General features: G+C 73.5%; 18 protein-coding genes and 1 pseudogene. 3 read left to right on the forward strand and 16 right to left on the reverse strand.

The window, feature by feature from the left end; translation table 11 throughout:
• Positions 1–41 precede the first annotated feature (41 nt).
• Positions 42–1,340, forward strand: coding sequence for a cysteate synthase (locus ORI94_RS22455; RefSeq protein ID WP_266078517.1), 1,299 nt, complete (start codon positions 42–44; stop codon positions 1,338–1,340).
• A gap of 15 nt (positions 1,341–1,355) precedes the next feature.
• Here ORI94_RS22455 and ORI94_RS22460 read toward each other — a convergent pair whose 3' ends face one another.
• Genes ORI94_RS22460 through ORI94_RS22485 form a run of 6 tightly spaced genes read right to left on the reverse strand, consistent with a single transcriptional unit; the run spans position 1,356 to position 7,073 of the window.
• Entirely contained in the window at positions 1,356–2,384 is a 1,029-nt protein-coding gene (locus ORI94_RS22460; RefSeq protein WP_266078519.1) for an NAD(P)/FAD-dependent oxidoreductase, read from the reverse strand.
• Between the two features lie 10 nt (positions 2,385–2,394).
• Complete coding sequence (locus tag ORI94_RS22465; protein WP_266078521.1) at positions 2,395–2,913, reverse strand: isoprenylcysteine carboxyl methyltransferase family protein; 519 nt, start codon at positions 2,911–2,913, stop codon at positions 2,395–2,397.
• Positions 2,910–3,998, reverse strand: coding sequence for a type III polyketide synthase (locus ORI94_RS22470; protein ID WP_266078523.1), 1,089 nt, complete (start codon positions 3,996–3,998; stop codon positions 2,910–2,912). The genes ORI94_RS22465 and ORI94_RS22470 overlap by 4 nt, the downstream gene beginning before the upstream one ends.
• The gene (locus ORI94_RS22475) at positions 3,995–5,176 is read right to left on the reverse strand and encodes an NAD(P)/FAD-dependent oxidoreductase (protein ID WP_266078525.1); all 1,182 of its coding nucleotides are present in this window, start codon (positions 5,174–5,176) and stop codon (positions 3,995–3,997) included. The genes ORI94_RS22470 and ORI94_RS22475 overlap by 4 nt, the downstream gene beginning before the upstream one ends.
• A complete protein-coding gene (locus ORI94_RS22480) occupies positions 5,176–5,970 on the reverse strand; it encodes a UbiA family prenyltransferase (RefSeq protein WP_266078527.1) in 795 nt (264 codons plus the stop codon). The genes ORI94_RS22475 and ORI94_RS22480 overlap by 1 nt, the downstream gene beginning before the upstream one ends.
• Before the next feature lie 38 nt (positions 5,971–6,008).
• The gene (locus tag ORI94_RS22485; RefSeq protein ID WP_266078529.1) at positions 6,009–7,073 is read right to left on the reverse strand and encodes an NAD-dependent epimerase/dehydratase family protein; all 1,065 of its coding nucleotides are present in this window, start codon (positions 7,071–7,073) and stop codon (positions 6,009–6,011) included.
• A gap of 238 nt (positions 7,074–7,311) precedes the next feature.
• Here ORI94_RS22485 and ORI94_RS22490 point away from each other — a divergent pair, with 238 nt between their 5' ends.
• A complete protein-coding gene (locus ORI94_RS22490) occupies positions 7,312–7,635 on the forward strand; it encodes a hypothetical protein (protein WP_323056078.1) in 324 nt (107 codons plus the stop codon).
• Positions 7,636–8,666: 1,031 nt separating this feature from the next.
• Positions 8,667–9,773, forward strand: coding sequence for a terpene synthase family protein (locus ORI94_RS22495; protein ID WP_266078531.1), 1,107 nt, complete (start codon positions 8,667–8,669; stop codon positions 9,771–9,773).
• Positions 9,774–10,139: 366 nt separating this feature from the next.
• On the opposite strand, the pseudogene ORI94_RS22505 reads toward ORI94_RS22495, so the two are convergent.
• From ORI94_RS22505 to paaA, 10 genes and pseudogenes are all read right to left on the reverse strand, one after another.
• A pseudogene (locus ORI94_RS22505) lies at positions 10,140–10,947 on the reverse strand (transposase); the annotation flags it as partial.
• 28 nt (positions 10,948–10,975) lie between these two features.
• Positions 10,976–12,208, reverse strand: coding sequence for a kynureninase (kynU, locus tag ORI94_RS22510; protein WP_266078533.1), 1,233 nt, complete (start codon positions 12,206–12,208; stop codon positions 10,976–10,978).
• Positions 12,205–13,053, reverse strand: coding sequence for an alpha/beta hydrolase family protein (locus tag ORI94_RS22515; protein ID WP_266078535.1), 849 nt, complete (start codon positions 13,051–13,053; stop codon positions 12,205–12,207). The genes kynU and ORI94_RS22515 overlap by 4 nt, the downstream gene beginning before the upstream one ends.
• Entirely contained in the window at positions 13,043–13,891 is an 849-nt protein-coding gene (locus ORI94_RS22520; protein ID WP_266078537.1) for a tryptophan 2,3-dioxygenase, read from the reverse strand. The genes ORI94_RS22515 and ORI94_RS22520 overlap by 11 nt, the downstream gene beginning before the upstream one ends.
• A 101-nt stretch (positions 13,892–13,992) precedes the next feature.
• Positions 13,993–14,769, reverse strand: coding sequence for an SDR family oxidoreductase (locus ORI94_RS22525; RefSeq protein WP_266078539.1), 777 nt, complete (start codon positions 14,767–14,769; stop codon positions 13,993–13,995).
• Between the two features lie 58 nt (positions 14,770–14,827).
• A complete protein-coding gene (locus tag ORI94_RS22530; protein ID WP_266078541.1) occupies positions 14,828–16,048 on the reverse strand; it encodes a 2Fe-2S iron-sulfur cluster-binding protein in 1,221 nt (406 codons plus the stop codon).
• A gap of 8 nt (positions 16,049–16,056) precedes the next feature.
• Positions 16,057–16,551: a 1,2-phenylacetyl-CoA epoxidase subunit PaaD gene (gene paaD / locus ORI94_RS22535; protein ID WP_266078700.1), complete on the reverse strand. Its 495-nt coding sequence runs from the start codon at positions 16,549–16,551 to the stop codon at positions 16,057–16,059.
• A 74-nt stretch (positions 16,552–16,625) separates the two neighbouring features.
• Positions 16,626–17,423: a 1,2-phenylacetyl-CoA epoxidase subunit PaaC gene (gene paaC / locus ORI94_RS22540; RefSeq protein ID WP_266078543.1), complete on the reverse strand. Its 798-nt coding sequence runs from the start codon at positions 17,421–17,423 to the stop codon at positions 16,626–16,628.
• Positions 17,407–17,718 (reverse strand): 1,2-phenylacetyl-CoA epoxidase subunit PaaB, encoded by a 312-nt coding sequence (gene paaB / locus ORI94_RS22545; RefSeq protein ID WP_266078545.1) that lies wholly within the window; start codon positions 17,716–17,718, stop codon positions 17,407–17,409. The genes paaC and paaB overlap by 17 nt, the downstream gene beginning before the upstream one ends.
• A complete protein-coding gene (gene paaA, locus ORI94_RS22550; RefSeq protein ID WP_266078547.1) occupies positions 17,715–18,800 on the reverse strand; it encodes a 1,2-phenylacetyl-CoA epoxidase subunit PaaA in 1,086 nt (361 codons plus the stop codon). The genes paaB and paaA overlap by 4 nt, the downstream gene beginning before the upstream one ends.
• Positions 18,801–19,122: the final 322 nt, after the last annotated feature.

Genomic DNA, 19,122 nt, shown 5'->3' on the forward strand with positions numbered 1-19,122 from the left:
ACCGCCCGCCGGGCGCCGACCATCCGTACAAGGGGAGCACGATGACTCTGCACTACGCCCTGACCTGCCCCGTGTGCGGATGGCAGGGTGCCGACGACGGGCTGGCCCTCGGCTGCCCCCGGTCGCACGCGCCCGGCCTGCTCCAGACCTCCTACACCCGGCGGGAGTTCACGCCCCGGCCGCAGGCCGACGGGATGTTCCGCTACCAGGACTGGCTGCCCGTGCGCCGTACCGTTCCAGACGCCGGCAGCGCCGTCGTGTACCCTGCGACGCGACTCGGCGCCTCCCTGGGGCTGCCGGACCTGTGGGTCTCCTTCAGCGGCTACTGGCCCGAGCGGGGCGCGCGGCTGGAGACGGCCACGTTCAAGGAGCTCGAGGCGTACTGCGTGCTCGGCCGGCTCCCGGAGGATCCCCCCACGCTCGTCGTCGCCTCGGTGGGCAACACCGCCGCCGCCTTCGCGCGGCTCTGCTCGCTGTACGCGCTGCCGTGCGTCATCGTCGTGCCCGAAACGGGCGTGGAGCGGCTGGAGTTCACCGAACCGCTCGCTCCCTGCGTACGGCTGCTGGCGCTGGAGGGCGCGGACTACGCCGAGACGATCGCCTACGCCGACGCGCTGGCGCTGCGGCTGGGGGGCCAGATCGAGGGCGGTACGCGCAACGTCGCGCGCCGGGCCGGGCTCGGCACGGTCTGGCTTTCGGCGGTCGAGGCGATGCCGCGGCCCGCGGACGTCTATGTGCAGGCCGTCGGCAGCGCGGCCGGTGCCATCGCCGTACACGAGGCCGCCGGCCGTCTGGTGCGGACTGGCGCGAGCGAGGGCCTGCCACGGCTGATGCTCTGCCAGAACGCCGAGTACGCGCCGCTGTACGACGCGTGGTGCGCCGAGCGCGACGACGCGGTACCGGACGCGGGAGAACGTCCCGCGGAAGCCGCCGAGCGGTGTCTGGCCGACGAGCTCACCAACGCCCGCCCGCCCTACGCCGTCGCCGGCGGGGTACGTGACTGCCTGACCGGGTCGAACGGCCGCATGCTGCTGGCCGGACGCGAGGACGCGCTCGCCGCGGGCGCCCTCTTCGCCGAAGTCGAGGGTGTCGACATCGAGCCCGCCTCCGCGGTGGCGCTGGCCGGTCTGCGCCGCGCCGTGCAGGACCGCACGATCACGCCCGACGAGTCCGTGCTCCTCAACATCACCGGTGGCGGCCGGGACCACATGCGCCGCCGCCTCCAGCCCACCCGCGCCGCACACATCCACCGGGTGCGCGGCGCGGAGCGGAGCTCCGACAGCTTCTCCAGGGACCTGCTGCACCACTGCGAAGCAGCGCACGCCCCCACTCGCGCCTGACCAAAGCCCGCCGGATCACGTCCCCGGTGGACGCGCCAGCGCATCGACGGTCGCGGAGAACAACCACGGCAGCCGCTGCGCCGCAGGCACCAGCGCCGCACGGAGCGGGGGCACCCTCGTCGCGCCGAGCAGCGCGTGGGTCAGCCAGCGGTAGCGCCGGGTGAGTCTCCGCCACTCCCGTTCGTAGGCCGCCGGGTCGCCGCTGATGACTGCGCGCACCGCCGCCGACGCCTGCGCGAGCGCCAGCGCGATGCCCTCGCCGGTCAACGCGTCGACGTAGCCGGCCGCATCACCGACGAGCAGCACCCGGCCGGCGGTGCGCGCGCTCGTGTCCTGGCGGAGCGGGCCCGCCCCGCGCGCCGGTGTGGCGGTACCGGCTCCTGCCAGCCGCTCCTGCAACTCGGGGAAGGCGGCGAGGTGGTCGTCGTACGGCCCCCGGTCGGCGGTGAGCACCGCGACGCCTACGAGGTCGTCGGACACCGGGGTCACGTAGGCCTCCGCGTCACGGGCCCAGTACACCTCGACGTGGTCGCTCCAGGGGGTGAGCGCGTAGTGGCGCCGCAGCCCGTGCCGCCGGTGGGCCCGATGCGGCCGGTGCAGCCCCAGGGCCCGGCGGATCGGCGAGTGCAGGCCGTCGGCCGCGACGAGGTGGCGGGCACGGGTGCCGTCGACCACCACACCGTCCTCGTCCTGCTCGACACGGCGCACGGCGCGCTGTTCGACCCGCACGCCCGCGGCCAGCACCACCTCGCGCAGCGCCGCGTGCAGCACAGTGCGACGCACCCCTCGGCCCGGGCCCGCTCGGAAGTCGGCGTTGGCCCGGCGCGCCCCGGCTACGTACCGGATGCCCCGCAGGTCGTAGCCCGGCGGGTGGACGCCGAGTGCCGCCAGACCGGCGACGGCACCCGGCATCAGCCCTTCGCCGCACGCCTTGTCGATGGTGCCGGCGCGCTGTTCCCAGACGGTCGCCTCGAGCCCCGCCCGGGCCGCGTGCAGGGCCGTGGCGAGACCTGCGGGTCCCCCGCCGACGACGAGCAGGTCCATGTGCGTCCCCTCAGGCCAGCCGCGCCAGGGCGGCGTCCTCGGTGCGGATGCGGGCGGCGAGCAGGAACCCGTTCAGCACGGTGAAGACGACCGCCGTGAACCAGGCCGAGTGCACCAGCGGGAGCGCGAACCCCTCGACGACGACGGCGACGTAGTTCGGGTGCGGGAGCCGGCGGTAGGGGCCGCCGGTCACGCGCGGAGCACCGGGCACGACGATCACCCGGGTGTTCCACTGTCGGCCCAGGGTGGCGATGCACCACCAGCGCAGCGCCTGCGAGGCTGCGACGAGGGCGAGCATGGTCCAGGCGAGGACCGGTACGACGTCCGGTCCTCGCACCCACACCTCCACAAGCGCGCCGACAAGCAGGCCCGTGTGCAGCACCACCATGAACGGGTAGTGGTCCCGCCCGGACTCCACGCCGCCCCGCGCAAGGCTCCAGCCGGCGTTGCGGTGGGACACGGCCAACTCGGCGACCCGCTCCAGACCGACGGCCAGGACCAGGACGGTGAACAGGACCTGACCGTTCATCCCTCCTCCCCCGGGGCGCGCAGGAGGACGAGTTCGGAGCAGAAGCCCGGGCCCATGGCGAGCATGAGCCCGTGGGAGCCGGGCCGGGGCGGGCGGTCGGCGAGCGTGTCCGCCAGGACGTGCAACACCGAGGAGGAGGACAGGTTGCCGATCCGGCGCAGCGAGTCCCAGGTCACGGCCAGGGCGTCCCGTTCGATCCCGAGTGCTTCCTGCAGGGCCTCGATGACCTTGGGACCGCCGGGGTGCGCGACGTACCAGCCGAGGTCGCCGTCGGTCAGCTCGTGGTCGGCGAGAAAGCCGCGGACGTCGTCGCCGACGTACCGGCGCACCAGATCTGGAATCGAGGAGTCGAGCACGATCCTGAACCCACCGGGCCCGACGTCCCAGCCCATCGTGCGCTCCGAGTCGGGGTAGAGGCGGCTGCGCGAGGCGAGCACCTCGGGGCGGGCGGGGTCGTCGGACCGCGCGAGTGGATGCTCGGGACCGACGGCGACCACCGCCGCGGCACCGTCCCCGAACAGGCCGCTCGCCACGAGGTTGGCGGCCGAGGTGTCCTCGCGCTGAAGCGTGAGCGAGCACAGCTCGACCGACATCAGCACCGCGACCCCGTCCGGGCGACCGCGCAGCAGGTCGTGCAGGCGTGCGATGCCGGCCGCGCCGGCGACGCAGCCGAGGCCGACGAGGGGCAGACGCACCACGTCGGGGCGGAGCCCGATCTGCGCCGCGACGCGGGCCTCGAGCGTGGGGACGGCCAGACCGGTCACCGTGCACGACACGATGTAGTCGACGTCGGCCGGCGTGAGGTCGGCGCCCTTGAGCGCGTCGACGACCGCGCGCCCGCCGAGCTCGACGCCGGCCCGGATGAAGACGTCGTTCGACCGGCCGAAGTCCCCGAGCCGGGCGTACTCCTCCAGCGGGAGCACGATGTGCCGGGTCTCGACGCACGCGTTGCGGTGGAACCGCTCGACGACACCGCGGTCGAGCGTGCCTTCGACCAGCGTGGTGGTGAAGGACTTGGTGATCTCCTCCTGCCGGTGGCAGTGCTCGGGCAGGACGCCGCGGACGCTGAGGACGCGCATGCTCATGCTGGCTCCTGAGGCCGGCCGGACGGACGGACGGGTGCGAGGAACGCCCGGCCGAGGCCGAGCGCGACGGTGGGGGTGAGCCGGCCCCGGGCGAGGCCGAGTTCGACGAGGTCGTCGAAGACGCGCTGGTCGGCGGCCGAGGCCCGCAGCCCGGCCTCGATGACGCGCGTGCTGCGGGCGAGCCGGGCGGCCAGGGCGGTGTGGCGCAGGTGGGGCAGCAGGACCCGGCGGGTGGCGCGGGCGTACCGCTCCCCCGCCCCCTCGGGCCGTCCGTCACGCAGTGCCGCGGCGGCGGCGCGGCCGGCCGTGATGCCGGTGGCCACGGCGTAGTGGATGCCCTCCCCGGTCAGCGGGTTCACCAGGCAGGCGGCGTCGCCCACGAGCAGTACACGGCCGGCCGGAAGGCGCCAGCGCGCCGTCGAGAGCGGCAGGTGGTGCCCGACCCAGTGTCGCCCGCTCTCGGCGGCGCCGGGCAGGAGCGCCTCGAGGCGCTCGAGCAGTTGGGCACGGGGCGGCGCCGGACGGCCCTCGTGGAGGAACTCGCCGTACCCGACGTTCGCAAGGCCATCACCGCGGTCGAAGGACCAGGCGTACGACGGCTGGTGCCGGGTCCCGAACTCGATGACCTGCGCGCCGCGCCGCCCGGGCCCGACCGGGGCGTAGCCGCGCAGCGCCAGGGCCACCGGACCGCGGGGCCGGCCGAGCGCGCGCCGGACGACCGAGTGGGCGCCGTCGGCGCCGACCACGACCGCGGCGGAGAGCTCCCCGTCCAGGACCACCGCGTCGGTGTGCTGGCGCAGGTCGCGGACGCGGTGCCGGAGGAGCCGGGCGCCGGCGGCGACGGCCGCGTCGACCAGTCGGGCATCGAGGATCCAGCGTGGTACCACCCACACCGGGCGGGCCATCCGCCGCTCGGCGACCAGGCCGCCACGGCCGAGGCGGAGGCGGCCCACCGGGACCCGGTCGTCGACGAGCCCGGGGACGCCGACCTCGGCGAGAAGGTCGAGGACGTGCGGGGCCACCCCGTCGCCGCAGGCCTTGTCCCGCGGGAAGTCCGCCCGGTCCAGGAGGGCGACGCGCAGGTCCGGGTCGGTGCGCAACGCGCCCAGGGCGGTGGCGGCACCGGCCGGTCCGGCGCCGACCACCGCAAGGTCCCAGTGGGTGGGTGTCGGCGCCATCAACCGGCCGCCACGAGCAACACGACGTCGAGCAGGGCGACGGCCAGCGCGGCCCGGAAGGGGAGGCGCCCCCGGGCGACCAGCGTGAGCACCGCGAGGACCACCACCAGCACGAGGGCCGCCCATTCCCATGCCGGAGGAGGCCCGGCGGGACCGAGCACGGCCAGCAGTGAGGCGGCGGACAGCAGCACGACGGCCAGGACGCGCGAGGGGCGTTCACCGATCCGGTGCGGCAGGCCGCGGACGCCGGTGCGTTCGTCGTCGGCGAGGTCGGGCAGCGTGTTGAGCAGGTGCGCCCCGACACCGAGCGCGGCCCCGGCGCCGGTCATCCACAGCCCCGCCCAGGCCTGGGTGGGGCCGGCGAGGGTAACGACCGAGGGCAGCGTCCCGAAGGCGCTGGCATACGGTACCCAGGACCACGGGGTCGCCTTGAGGCCGAGATTGTAGAGGTGGCCCGCGCCGGCGCCGAGGATGACGTTGACCAGCGCGCTGCGCCAGCCGACGAGCGCGGAAAGCGCGAGGCAGGCGAGTCCGGTTGCGGCCAGGGCGCGCACCGCCCAGGCGGCCGGGAGGGCTCCGGTGGCCAACGGCTTGTCGGTTCGGCCGACGGCGCGGTCGCGAGAAAGGTCGTACAGGTCGTTGCCCCAACCGATCGTGAGTTGGCCGGTGAGTACCGCCCCCGTGAGGACGGCGGCGTCGAGCGGGCGCAGGTCACTGCGGAGCGCGAGCAGACCCGCGATGACGCCGACCGTCAGAGCCGGCCCGCCGTGGGCGGCGGCGAGCAGCGCGAGCACGGGCTGCGGCCCAGAGCGCGTCGGGGCCGCACCGGCGGTCACGGGCGCCGCCGCACAGCGACCGGCCCGCGACGGATCGCGTCGCCGAGCGCGCCGAGGACGGTACGTGGGCGCAGCACGGGTGTTTGGCCGGACGCGGCCTCCCTCATGCCCTCGATCACCTCGCCAAACACCTGCGGGCCGTCCTTGGTCGGGGCCCAGTCGAGTTCCGTGCGCGCGCGGGTCGTGTCCAGCGTCGGAAGCGCGAAGCCCATGTCGAGCCATCCGGCGTCGACCTGTTGCAGGTGCGCGTGCCAGGCGGCCGACATGACGGCGCGGACCACTGCGGAGGGAACGTGCACCAGCCTGGCGCCGAGCGCGTCCGCGATGACTGCCGCGGTCACGGGCGTGTCGGCGGCGAGGTTGAACGGACCGCCCGCGCGCCGGTGGAGCACCGCGACGATCGCCTCGGCGACGTCGTCGGTGTGGACCATCGGAATGGTCAGGCTCCGGTCCATCGGCAGGAGCGGCAGCAGGTCGAGCACCTTGGGAGGCACGAGGGCGGGCACGCCGTAGCGGAGGAGGGCGCTGCCGGCGGCGTGCTGCCCGACGATTCCCGGCCGCAGGCGGGTGACGAGCGTGCCGGCGCCGGAGGCCTCGTGCCCGTCGAGAAGGCGCTCGGCCGCCGACTTGTGTCGGCTGTACCGTGAACTGCGCACGCCCCCGGTGGGCCAGGACTCGTCGACCGGACGGTCGTCCTTCTTCGGTGAGTAGGCGCCGACCGAGGACATGTGGACCAGGTGCGGGACACCGGTCTCGGCGACGGCTCGGAGCACGTGGCGGGTGCCGCCGACGCCAAGCCGGGCGAGGTAGGCGAGGTCGTGGGACGGCTGGAAGCCCCACGCCAGGTGGACGACCGCGTCCGCATCGGTGAACGCCTCTACGAGCGCGTCGTGGCAGGCCTCGGTGCTGAGGTCCACCGAGCGCCAGTCGACACCACGGCTGTCGGGGCCCTCGGGCAGCCGTCGAGCCAGACCTACCAGGTGGTGCCCGCCCTCGGCACGCAGGCGTTGCACGATGACAGAACCGATGTTCCCGGTCGCCCCGGTGATCACGATGCGCATGCAGGATGATGCCCCGTCGCTCCCCCGCTCACACGAGGGTTCCGGCATCCGGGGGACACCGGCGTCACCCGGCCGGTGTACCGCGCGTCGTATGCGTGGCTTCGTTCATCCCTAGCGGTTCTGGCTCAACTGTGGAACGCCGCACTGGCCGAGACCCAGCGCACCAAGGGCGTCCCCGGCGGGCGCCCCGGGCCGCATCGCCATTCCCGTCGCCGCCGACTCCGAGGAAGCGCGGCGGGTGGCCGTGCAACTGGTGGACGACACCGGCTTCGGCCCCTTCGACGCCGGTGTGCTCGCCAATTCCTGGCGCCAGCAGCCCATGGGCCCGGCCTACTGCACCGAGCTGACCCTGGACCAGATGGGCCCGGCGCCGGCCGCGGCCGACCGGGACAAGGACGTACGCGTCCGCGACAGCATGCTGGAACGCTTCGCCACCCTCGGGGGCGCACCCACGCTGGAGGACGTCGTCGAGGTGAACCGCGCCGCCCACCGCCGGCACCGGAGCCACCGCATCCTCGGTGGAGCACACGCCCCGAGGGGCTGCTGTCGGTGTAGCCGGTGACGATCACGGGGCCGCGGATGTCGTTGTCCAAGCCGCGGAAGCCGAGGTCCGCCAGTGCGCCGAGGCCGGCGGCGTGGAGGTGGGCCAGGATGCGGTCGTGGCGGGCGACGGTGTTGCCGTGGGTGCGGCCGGGCCGGCGGCGGATACCCAGATCACTCTGGTCCACCTCACCATCCCCGACAGGGCCATCTCCCTCCACCTGGCCGCTACCGGAGAGATGGTGTCGCCTCCCGGCAGCCGGCTCACCCAGATCACCGGCGCCGTCAACGCGGTGACCCTGGTCAACGGATCCATGATGTTCGCCGCCACCTTCGCCGCCGGACGCTTCGACCGGCCTCTGGCCATGGCCGGCTTCCCCCGCGCCCACCTCGTCCTGGCGAGGACCGCCTCACTGGCGCTCATCTCCGCGGTCCTCGCCGCCTACGCCACGGCAGTCACCTGCACCGCGTGGATGCCCAAGCAGCCGCTGATCCTCGCCATCGCACTCTTCTGCGCGGCCGTGATCTCCGATGTCCTCGGCGTCGTCTTCGGCTCCCTCCTCCACCGCGGGGTCGAGGGAATGTTCGCCATGGTGATGACAAGCGTCGTAGACGTAGCCCTGCAAAACCCCGTCCCAAGCTCGGGGCCGACAGCCGACTACTGCGGCTGCTCCCCACCTACGGCACGGTCCAGGCGGCCACCACGGGGTGCTTCTCCACCAGCCCCGCAACCTCCCGGTTCGGGCTCCGGCCACTCTGGTCGCTGCCATCGCGCTCCTTGCCCTCCTCGTCTTCCGCCACCGCACCCGCGACGCCCTGCCCGGCCGAGGCCGGGGGGGGCCGGCCGGGGCGCCCCCGCGCGGTGTCGCCCCCCCCGCGCGCCCCCCGCCCGGCGACGGCACGATCCCCCGACGCGGACGCCGTGGGGCCTCGGACCCACACACCGACGGCAGCACGGAGAATCACCCGATCGGATGATGTTCCTTTTTTCTCCTGTCGGTCCGCCCCTGGTGGCGCATGCTCGTCAACCGGCCCCTCGGCGAAGGAACACGAATGAGTAGTGACACCTCTCAGGCGGACCTGTCCGCACCCGCGACCGGTTCACGTCCGGCGCCGCGTTTCCACTACCCTCTGCCGATGCCGGAGGTGTCCCACGTCCCATCGGGTGTCGCCGCCGAAGTGACCACGTGGAAGGAGTCGTACGGCTTCCTGGAGGACCGGCCCGACTCCGGCAACCGCGGCAGCGTCCTGGCCTGGTGCCTGGGCAGGTTCTCCACTCCGCAGACCCCTCCCGCCGTGCTGCGCGGTATCGGCTGTATCACGGAGTGGGCTCTCGTCCTCGACGACGACGTCCTGGACCACGCCGACGCCCGCAGTCGCCCCGGCGACCTCTTCCGCCTGATGTGCCGCGTCATGCGTGTCCTGGAGTCCCCGGGCTACCGGGTGACCGCGGACGACCACCTCCTCGTCCGGGCTGGACACGACGCCATGGAACAACTTCGCACCGCCTGCGCACCCGCACACACCACCCGGCTCGCCACCGGTTTCAGGCGCCTGCTCACCAGCGCCGTGCACAAGCTGCACCTCGACCGGCCCGGTGAGGACGAGTACCTCTTCTCCCGCTTCCAGGACTTCGGCGGTCCCGTCTACGCCGTCCTCATCGACATGTGCGGCCCCGGGCCCACCCCGGACGAGGAATGGGACTCCCCGACGGTCCAAGCCCTCATCGAATGCGTGACACTGATGTGCGCCCTGGAGAACGACGTCACCTCCTTCCACAAGGAAAAGGCCGAGGGACAACCCAGCACCAACTTCGTGGACGTCCTGCGGACCGGCCGGGGGGCCTCCTTCGACCGGGCCGTCGCCCTGACGGTCGAGATCCGTGACCGCCTGATGCTCCTGTTCCTCCAGCTGCGCGAACGACTCCTGACCCCCGCCGCCACTCCCTCACTGCGCTACCTCGTCGAAGGGCTGGGCCAGTTCGTCATCGCCAACACCGAGGCCACCCTGTGCGCGCGGCGATACAACCCCCTGCCGGTCCGACTTCCGCGGCTGGACCAGGTCATCCGGACGCCCGCCTTCTGGGCACCCTCGCTCTCCACCGACGACACCAGTCCCCTGCCCTATCCGAGCATCTCCTGGTGGTGGGACCACCGCTGATCCCCACTGCCTGGGGCGGTCGGCATCCGACACTCGTTCACATCCCCGGCGAGTCCTTGAACTCGCTGAACCATCGGGGAAGTCACGTCGATGACCGTGTTGAGCTTCCGGGCCATCCGGCGCTCCGGGATCGGCTTGAGAACGTTGGCGGCATCGCCAGGGATGTCCTGTCGGCCGAGATCATCACCCGGAACTGATCGAGCTCCAGGACTTGCGTGCGGGGCCAGGTGCCGGCCCAGGTGCTCTTGCCGCTCCCCGCCGCCCCCATGAGGACGATCAGCGCCGGGTCGGGGATGGTCGTGTCGAGCGGCTGCATGGTATCGAGTGGCCCTGTCTCACTTTCGGTGGTGACGGAGAGTGCTGCTGTCCGAGGAGGATGCGGCGGCGAAGCAGGGTGAAGCCTGCTCGTCCGTGCATCTGGCGTGCGATCCGCTTGGTCTTGGTGTTGACACCCTCGGTGGGGCCGTTGCTGTACGGAAGTGTGAGGGCGGTGTTCACGGCGTCGCGGTCTCGTTCCAGACCTCGGGCGAATGCATGCAGGTGGGGCAGGTCGGCGCCGCGGACCTGGACGATCCAGCACGAGAGCGCGTCGGCGTTGTCGGCGTGAGGCGCAAGGAGCGGGGCGAAGTCGCTCATGCCTGGGGCCAGTTGGGTCATCTCGGGGCAGGCGGCGGTGAGCTTGGCCAGGAGTTCGTGTTGTTCGGTCTTGAGGTTGTCGGGCCTGGTCAACAGCATCCGGGCGAGTCGGCGGTGGGAGATGTGGCTGGGGTCGGCGTCCGCGCGGCCTTGGTTGATGTACTTGTGCAGGAGGTTCGGGCAGCCGGTGAACCCGAGGGCTTTGATCTCTTCGAAGGGGATGCTGGACGGGGACGGCGGGTTCCTCGGCCCGGCGTTTGCGCAGCTGCTCGCGGTGGGGGTCGACGAGGTCGGCGCGGTGCTTGGGGACGCGGAGCATCCGCTCGGGCCGGTCGGCGCGGGTGCAGCGTTTGACGGTGTTCAGGGCCAGTTGCAGGCGGCGGGCGCATTCGAGCAGGCCGACGCCCTGGCCGAGCAGGTCGTGGATCCGGTGCCGGCGTTCCAGGGTGGTCTGTGCGCGGGGTCCGTCGTAGATGGGCGCGTCCAGTACGGTGGCCCAGCAGGTGCTGTGCGCCTTCACCTCGCTCAGGGCGGCTTCGCGGACGCCCGACCCGGGCTTCCCGCCGTCAGGTCGGCACCTCCTCGTAGGCGGCCTGCTCGACGATGGTGCGCAGGCGGTGGGCGGCGGTGAGCAGCTCCCGGTGGGTGGTGTAGAGGGCGTTCACGCCGAAGCGCAGGAGGTCCGGGGCCCGCATGTCGATGATCACTCCGTGGTCCCCCAGTGCCCGGGTCAGGCCGCGGGCGTGAGGGTGGCGCAGGGCGACATGACTGCCGCGGCGTGCGGGGTCGGCGGGAGTGACGGACTCGAAGCCCAAAGGGGCGAGGAGTTCGGCGGCGCAGTCCAGGAAGAAGCCGGTGAGAGACAGGCTCTTGGCGCGCACCTGGGCCAGGTCGACGTCGTCGAAGACGGTGAGCGCGGCCTCAAGCGCCAGCAGGGACAGGACGGGCGGCGTGCCGATGCGGGCGCGGGCCACGCCCGGCGCGGGCGTGTAGTCGCGGCCCATGCCGAAGGGGTCGGCGTGGCCGGTCCAGCCGGGCAGGGGGGTTTCGAGCGCCTTGTGGTGGCGTCGGGCCACGTAGAGGTAGGCGGGGGCGCCCGGGCCGCCGTTGAGGAACTTGTAGCCGCAGCCGACGGCGAAGTCCACGCCCAGGGTGTCGAGGTGCAGTGGAAGGGTACCGGCGGCATGGCACAGGTCCCACACCACCAGCGCGCCGGCACGGTGCGCCGCCTCGGTGAGCGCCCGCATGTCGTGCAGCTCCCCCGTGCGGAAGTCGACTGGCGAGTAGCTGACCACGGCGACGCGGTCGCCCTCGGAGGCGAGGAACGACGCCAGGTCGGTCGGAGGTACCCCCCGTGCTTCCAAGCCCTGGCGGCCGGCCACAGCCTGGGCCAGGTACCGGTCGGTGGGGAAATGGCCGGGGTCGGTGACCAGCAGTCTCCGGCCGGGGCGCAGTGCCGTGGCGGCGCTGAGCGCGGTGAACAGCTGCACGCTGGTGGAGTCCCCCGCCACCGTCTGCCCGGGTGCGGCACCGAGGAGGCGGCCGATGGTGTCGCCCACCCGCAGGGGTGCGGTCCACCAGCCGTTGCTCTCCCAGGAGCGGATCAGGTCGGTCCCCCACTGCCGGGTCACTACGTCGCTGAGGGCCCGGGGAACGGCTGCGGGCAGGGCACCCAGGGAGTTCCCGTCGAGGTAGACGGCCCCGTCCGGGAGCAGGAAGCGGTCACGGAAAGGGGCCAGGGCGTCGTCGACGTCGAACCGCGCGGCCTGTTCGTCGAGTGCGGTGGGAGTGGTCGTCATGTCCGCGGGGCCTCTCGGCTGTCGTTGTCCGGGCGTCGTTCGCCGAACGCGGCCGACATCTCCCCCAGGGTGTCGGCAACCGCGCGGGCGCCGGGCGCGCCCGGTTCGATGAGCGTGTAGTGGCCCGTGCCGGGCAGCACGACGGTCTTCAGATCGCGGTGCGCGGACGCGTAGTCGGCGAACTGGGTGAGTGGGACCTCTTCGTCGGCGGCTCCGTGCAGCAGCACGGTGGGGACACCGGTCGTGCTCGCGCCGCGCAGCAGGGTGAGGGGGTCGACCGAGGGCAGTCGCTCCTCGAACACGTCCTCACCGCCGAGGAGTTGCAGGGCGGCGCTGTTACTGAGGCCGTCTCGGCGGGTGGCGGCCAGGTCCGTGATCGGAGCGAGGGCCAGCACGGCGGTCGGCAGGGCGCGGGTGTGCCAGCGCGAGCCGGGCGGCAGCAGGCCGCGGGCCGCGCACCACAGGGCGAGATGGCCGCCCGAGCAGTGCCCCGCCAGGACGTACGGCCGCCCTTTCGGCAGGGTGTCCACGATCCGCGCGACGTCGTCGAACGTCTCCGGGTAGCCGCCGGCGCCGCCGGAGCGGCGGAAGCCGGGCAGCAGGACGTCGAAGCCCCGCCGGCAGAGGTAGGCCGCGAAGGGGGTCAGGTGCATGCGGTCGTAGCGCCAGTAGCCGCCGTGCAGCAGGATCACCAGTGGGGCGCCGGGGTCCTCGGCGGGCCAGGCGTCGTAGACCTGGTGGGGGTGGTCCCCGTAGCGGCCGTGCGCCGGTGCCAGGACCGGCTTCAGGCCCAACACCCGCTTCTCCTCCTCGGCCGCGAAGGCGGAGATGGTCCTAGACGCCACCGCGCACCTCCCACAGTTCGGGGAAGACCGGGCGGGCCGCGCGCTGCTCCAGCCAGGCGAGCCCGGTGGAGCCGGCGCTGCCGCTCTTGGCGCCCATGGCACGGCGTACGACCATCGCGTGGTCGAAGCGCCAGCGCGCGACGAGTTCGGCTATGTCGGTGAGCAGTTCGCCGAGGTCGAGCAGGGGGTGGCGCGGTGGGCCCGCGTAGACCTGCCGCCACGCCTCGACCACATCCGGGTCCGAGGTGTGCGGGCGGGTGACGTCCCGGTCCCGGACGTGCTCGGGGACCGGCAGTCCCTGCCGGTGCAGGAAGCACAGCACCTCGTCGTAGAGGGACGGTTCACGGTAGGTCTCGGCGAGTGCCTCGTGGGCGGTGGCGCCCTGGTGGAGGCGGAGCATCCCGGTGGACTTGTCGCCCAGCAGGAACTCCATGTGCCGGTACATCACCGACTGGAAGCCGGACGCCCTGCCGAACGCGGCCCGGAAACCGTTGAACTGGCCGGGTGTCAGGGCGGCGATCGGCGCCCAGGCGGCGTTGAGGGCGTTCAGGGCGCGGCGGCTGCGCACCAGAGCGTCCACTGCCTCGTCCAGCTCGTCCTTGGCGAAGGCCGTCCTGGCGGTGCGCCACTCGTGGACGATCAGGGTGAACCACAACTCCATCACCTGGGTGGTGACCAGGAAGCCCATCTCGTCCGGGGCCTCGGTGAGGGGGTGCTGCAGTGTGTTGAGGACGGACGCGTGCACGTAGGTGTCGTAAGGGCTCGCACCCGGGAAGGGCTGGGTCAGCGGGTCGGGACCGTCCACGGCAGGCGGGGCGGCGGACGTGCTGTCGGTCATGGCATCTCCTAGTGCTGCCGTCGGCCGGGAGCACGGTCGTGCGGCCGTGCTCCCGGGGCGGGGGCCACCGGTCGTGCGGTGCGGGGCCGCGAGCGGCTGTCTCATACGCCGAGGTGGACGCCGCCGGAGGCGTCGATCCACTGGCCGGTCACCCAGCGGGCCTCGTCGCTCGCCACGAACGACACCACGTCGGCGATGTCCGCGGGGGTGCCGAGCCGGCCGAAGACGGAGGCGTCCGCATACCTCTGGCGGATCTCCGGGATGCTCAGTGTGGGGTTGATCTCCGTCTCGGTGTAGCCGGGCGCGACGCTGTTCACCGTGATGCCCCGGGGGCCGAGCTCCTGCGCGAGGGCCAGGGTGAGGTAGTCCAGGGCGGCTTTGGTCATGGTGTAGGCGACGATCGGGGGGAAGGCGACGCGGGTGGCGACCGAGGAGACGTTCACGATCCTGCCGCCGTCGCGCAGCCGGTCCAGTCCGCGCTGGACGATGAAGAAGGGGCCCTTGGTGTTGACGGCGAACACACGGTCGTAGTCCGCCTCGGTGACGTCCGCGATCCGGCGCGGGAGGGTGATGCCGGCGTTGTTGACGAGGATGTCCACGCCGGGTGCCGCGTCCTGCTCGGCCAAGGCCCGGTCATAGGCCTCCCAGAGCGTGTCGGCGGCGCCGGGCGCGCCGAGTTCGGCGTGGACGGGGAAGGCCCGGCCGCCGTCGGCCTCGATCTCCTTGACCGTGCGCTCGGCTGCCGTCCGGTCGTGGCCGTAGTGGACGGCCACGAGGGCGCCTTCGCGGCCCAGGCGGCGGCTGACGGACCGTCCGATGCCGCGGCTTCCTCCGGTGACCAGGGCGGTCTTGCCCTCATGCCGCAGGGTGGTGGTCAACGTCTTCTCCTTCGGGTGAGTGGGGGCCGGCTTCGCGGCGCAGCGGGCTCGCGCCGGATCAGGCGTCGAAGTCGAGGGTGAGGTCGGTGCCGAGCGGCCGGGCCCGGCATACGAGCGTGTAACCCGCGGCGAGGTCCCCGGCGTCCAGGGCGTGCTGGGCGCCTGCCGCCACCCGGCCGGACACCACTCGGGCCCGGCAGCTGCCGCACACGCCTTCACGGCAGGCGTAGGGCACGTCGGGCTGGGTGTGCAGCAGTGCGTCGAGGAGGGTGGTGTCCTCGGGCCCGGCGGTCGCGAGGCGGCGGCGGCCGCCGAGCAGGGCGGTGACACGGGTCCGGTGCGGGGCGGTCGCCGGGCGGGGCGGGGCGCTCTGCCGGGAGGTGTCGACGGGGGTGAAGGATTCCGAGCGGATCAGAGCCGGGTCGGCGCCCCACGCCGTCAGCGCCCGGCGCATCGCGGCGACCAGGCCGCCCGGGCCGCACAGGGCGAACGCCGTGTCGGGGCCGGGGCGGGCGCCTACCGCGGTGAGCAGGCGCGGGAGTTTCACCTCGTCGATCCGCCCGCCCGGTACACCGCTGCCGTGTTCCTCCCGGGTGAGGACGTACAGGACGGTGAGGCGGTCGACGAACGCGTCCTTCAGTGCGGCCAATTCGTCGGCGAGCAGGGCGTCGGCGGACGTCGGGACCGAGTGGATCAGGGAGACGCGGCAGGCGGGGTCCTCACGCAGCGCGGCGGCGGCCATGGCGGCGAGGGGGGTGATGCCGGAGCCGCCCGCGATCAGGACGTGATGGCCGCCGGGCTGCCGGGGCAGGGCGAAGGTCCCCATGGGCGGGGAGAGTTCGAGGACGTCGCCCAACGCCAGGACGGTGGTGGCGTGGGCTCCGAAGCCGTCGGGAGCGCCGCTCCTGATGACCAAGCGCAGCGCGGCCGGGTCGTCGGGCGGGGGGCACACCGAGTAACTGCGGCGCAGTTCCGTGCCGTCGCGGCGGTGCCGGACGACGACGTGCTCGCCGGGCCGGTGGGCGAAGACCGAGCGCAAGGGCTCGGGCACCTCCAGGGTGACCGCGACCGCGTCTCCGGGGACGTGCCGGACTTCGGCGGCCACGAGACGGTGCCAGCCGGTGCGTCGGCCTGCGGGACGGGGCCGGACGAGGGGTTGGGAGCCGGGGGCGGTCGGGGGTGTGACGGCCGGGGTGGCGGCGCCTGGGGTGGTGGTCGCGGTGTCGGCGGCCGCGCCCTGGGCAGCGCCGGTCGTCCGGGAAGCATCCGTGGTGTTCATGGCCCGCCTCACACCGCGCCCAGGTGGGGGAAGAGTTCCTGGCAGGCCGTGCACCGCAGTACCGACTGACAGCGGGCCGGCCCGAAGGGGCTGTGCGGCCGGGTCGCGCGGGAACCGCAGTGCGGGCAGGGCACCCGGGCCAGTCCGACGGCGACCGGGCCGTCGGCCGGTCCGGGCGCGGGCGGGGCGATGCCGTGGGCGGCGAGTTTCTCCCCGCCGGCCTCCGTGATGCGATCGGGCGTCCAGGGCGGGGACATTACCTGCCGCACACGCCCCTCCGGGTGGCCGCTCGCGGCGAGGACGTCGCGGATCGCGGCGACGATGGCGGGCAGCGCCGGGCAGCCCAGGTAGGTCGGGGTGATCTCCACTTCGAGTACTCCGTCGGCGGCCGGGGCGACAGAGCGGACCACGCCGAGGTCGCCGAGGCCGATCATCGGCAGTTCCGGATCGGGCAGCGCCTCCACCAGGGCCCGGACCTCCGCGGCCGCACGGGCGGGGCGCAGGGCCGTGACGGGCCGGGGCGCCGGGGCTGCCGTCCTGAGCGGTACCCGTCGCGTCGGCGAGGGGGCGCGACCGTTCACCAGCGGCCTCCCGGGAACTGGCGGTGCACCGACTGCAGTTCGGCGATCAACGGCCCGAACTCCTCGGTGTGCAGGCCTGTGCGTCCACCGCGGGCCTGCCAGCCAGGAGCCGGCACGGTCAGACCCGCACGGGTCACGACCTCGCCCACACACCGCTCCCACTCCGGGCGCAGCGGGGCCGGCGAGGGGACCGTGCCCGCCGCCACGAGGTGGCGGAGGACGTCGTCCTCGTCGAACAACTCGGCGGTGTAGGGCCACACCCGTTCCAGGCCCCGCTGCATACGGCGGGAGCTCTCCGGGGTGCCCAGTCCCAGCCGCAGCGTCCAGGTGTCGGCGTGCATCCGGTGGAAGGCCACCTCCCTGGCGGCCCGCTCGCCGAAACCTGCCGGCCGGGGATCCGCGCAGCCGGCCAGGGCCTCGTAGTACAGGACCGCGTAGTGGGTGTACGCGAGCTGCCGGGCGACGGTGACCGCGAAGTCCCCGTTGGGCAGTTCGGTCAGCAGGGCGTTGGTGAACTCGCGGTCGGAGCGGGTGAAGGCGAACTCGTCCTCGGTGCGTCCGGTCGCGTCGACGCGACCGCTGAGGGTGAGCAGCGTGCGGGCGTGGCCGATCAGGTCGAGAGTGATGTTGGACAGGGCCATGTCCTCCTCGATGGCCGGTGCCCGCGTGATCCACTGGCACAGCCGCTGCCCGAGGACGAGCGCGTCATCGCCGAGGCGCAGCAGGTGCACGGCGAGGTAGGCGTCGACGCGGCCGGTGTCCGCGACCGCGGCCGGGTCAGTCGAAGTGGTCACCTTCAGGGCCTTTCTCGGTCAGTGGCGCGAACTGCTCCGGATACCGGTAGGGCTTGTGCCGGGCGCCCGCGAAGAACGGGTCGCGTTCGTCCGGGGAAGCCGCGTGCACGGCGTCGGATCGGACCACCCACAGCGACAGCGGGTCGGCGCGCCTGGTGTACAGGTCCCGGGCGCGCAGCAGGGCCGTGTCGGCGTCGGCGGCGCGCACGGACCCCACGTGCTGGTGGGCCAGGCCCCGGCGCGGCCTGAGGAAGACCTCCCAGGACGCCGGGGCGCCCTCCCGCTGCGGGCTCATACGCGCTCACCCGCCCGGTCCCGCGCGGCTTCGGCCGCGTCCGCGTCCGGGGCCGCCTGCGGCACCGTGCCCGGGTCCGTGGGAGGCCCGTCGGCCCCGAAGCGCGCGGCGTACGCGGCGGACGCCTCCCGCACCCAGGCGCCGTCCTCGTGCGCCGCGCGCCGGTGCGCGACGCGCTGCCGGGACCAGTGCGTGTCGTCGCCGAGCGCGGCGCGGTAGACGTCCCAGTCGACCGGAGTGAAGTCGTAGTGGCCGCGTTCCTCGTTCCAGCGGATCGCCGGGTCCGGGAGGGTGAGTCCGAGGCGTTCGGTTTGGGGGACGCAGCTGTCGACGAAGCGCTGGCGCAGTTCGTCGTTGGTGTGGCGCTTGATGCCCCAGGCCATGGCGCGGCGGGAGACCGCGGCGCCGAGGGCCGCGGTGCGGGCGTCGACGCCCGCACCGGTGTCGGGCGGGCCGAACATCAGCGCCACGGCCGGCAGCCACCAGCGGTTCACCGCGTCCTGGGCCATCGCCTTCTGCTCCGGTGTGCCTTGGCACAGGGCGCGCAACATGTCGTACCCCTGCCGCACGTGGAAGGCCTCCTCCTGGCAGACGCGGCGCATCGCCCGGGCGTACGGCCCGTAGGACGTGCGGCACAGGGGCGCCTGGTTGATGACCGCGGCGCCGTCCGTCAGCCAGGCGATGGCACCGGTGTCCGCCCACGTCAGCGCGGGGTGGTTGAACGTCGCCGAGGCCCGCTGCTGCCCCCGGTGCAGGGCGTCGAGCAGGTCGGCCCGGTCCACGCCCAGTGTCTCGGCGGCGGAGTAGAGGTACATGCCGTGCCCGGCCTCGTCCTGGACCTTGGCGATGAGAACCGACTTGCGGTACAGGGAGGGAGCCCGGGTGAGCCAGGCGCCTTCCGGCTGCATGCCGATGATCTCGGAGTGGGCGTGCTGCGCGATCTGACGGACCATCATCCGGCGGTAGCCGTCGGGCATCCAGTCGCGGGGCTCGATGGTCTCCCCCGCGGCGATGAGGCCCTCGAAGTGCGCGGGCAGCTCGCCCTGCGCGGCGGGCGCGGTGTCGGTCGGCTGTGCGCTCATGCGGCGCTCCCGCGTCCGGATCCCGCCACGGCGGGCATGTAACGGCCCTCGGACCGGGCGTGTGGCCTGGGCACTGGCATCATTCCTTCGGCACTCCTCGGGCTCCGGCACGCCCGGCGCGTCACGGCGGGCGGTGGGTGCGGCCTCCGCCCCGGAAAGAGGCTCCGGACAGGCCCCGCTATCCCCGGGCCCGCCGGTGCGGACGCGTGACAAAGGTCACGCCGGGCCGTGGGGATTGTGCTGCGCCGAGCGGCCCTCTTGCTGAGGTGACAAGGACCCACGAGATCCGGCCGCCGGCCGCCGGCCGCGGTGAAAGGGGAAA

Origin of the sequence: Streptomyces sp. NEAU-W12 (genome assembly GCF_026242095.1) — a bacterium.
Taxonomy (GTDB): domain Bacteria; phylum Actinomycetota; class Actinomycetes; order Streptomycetales; family Streptomycetaceae; genus Streptomyces.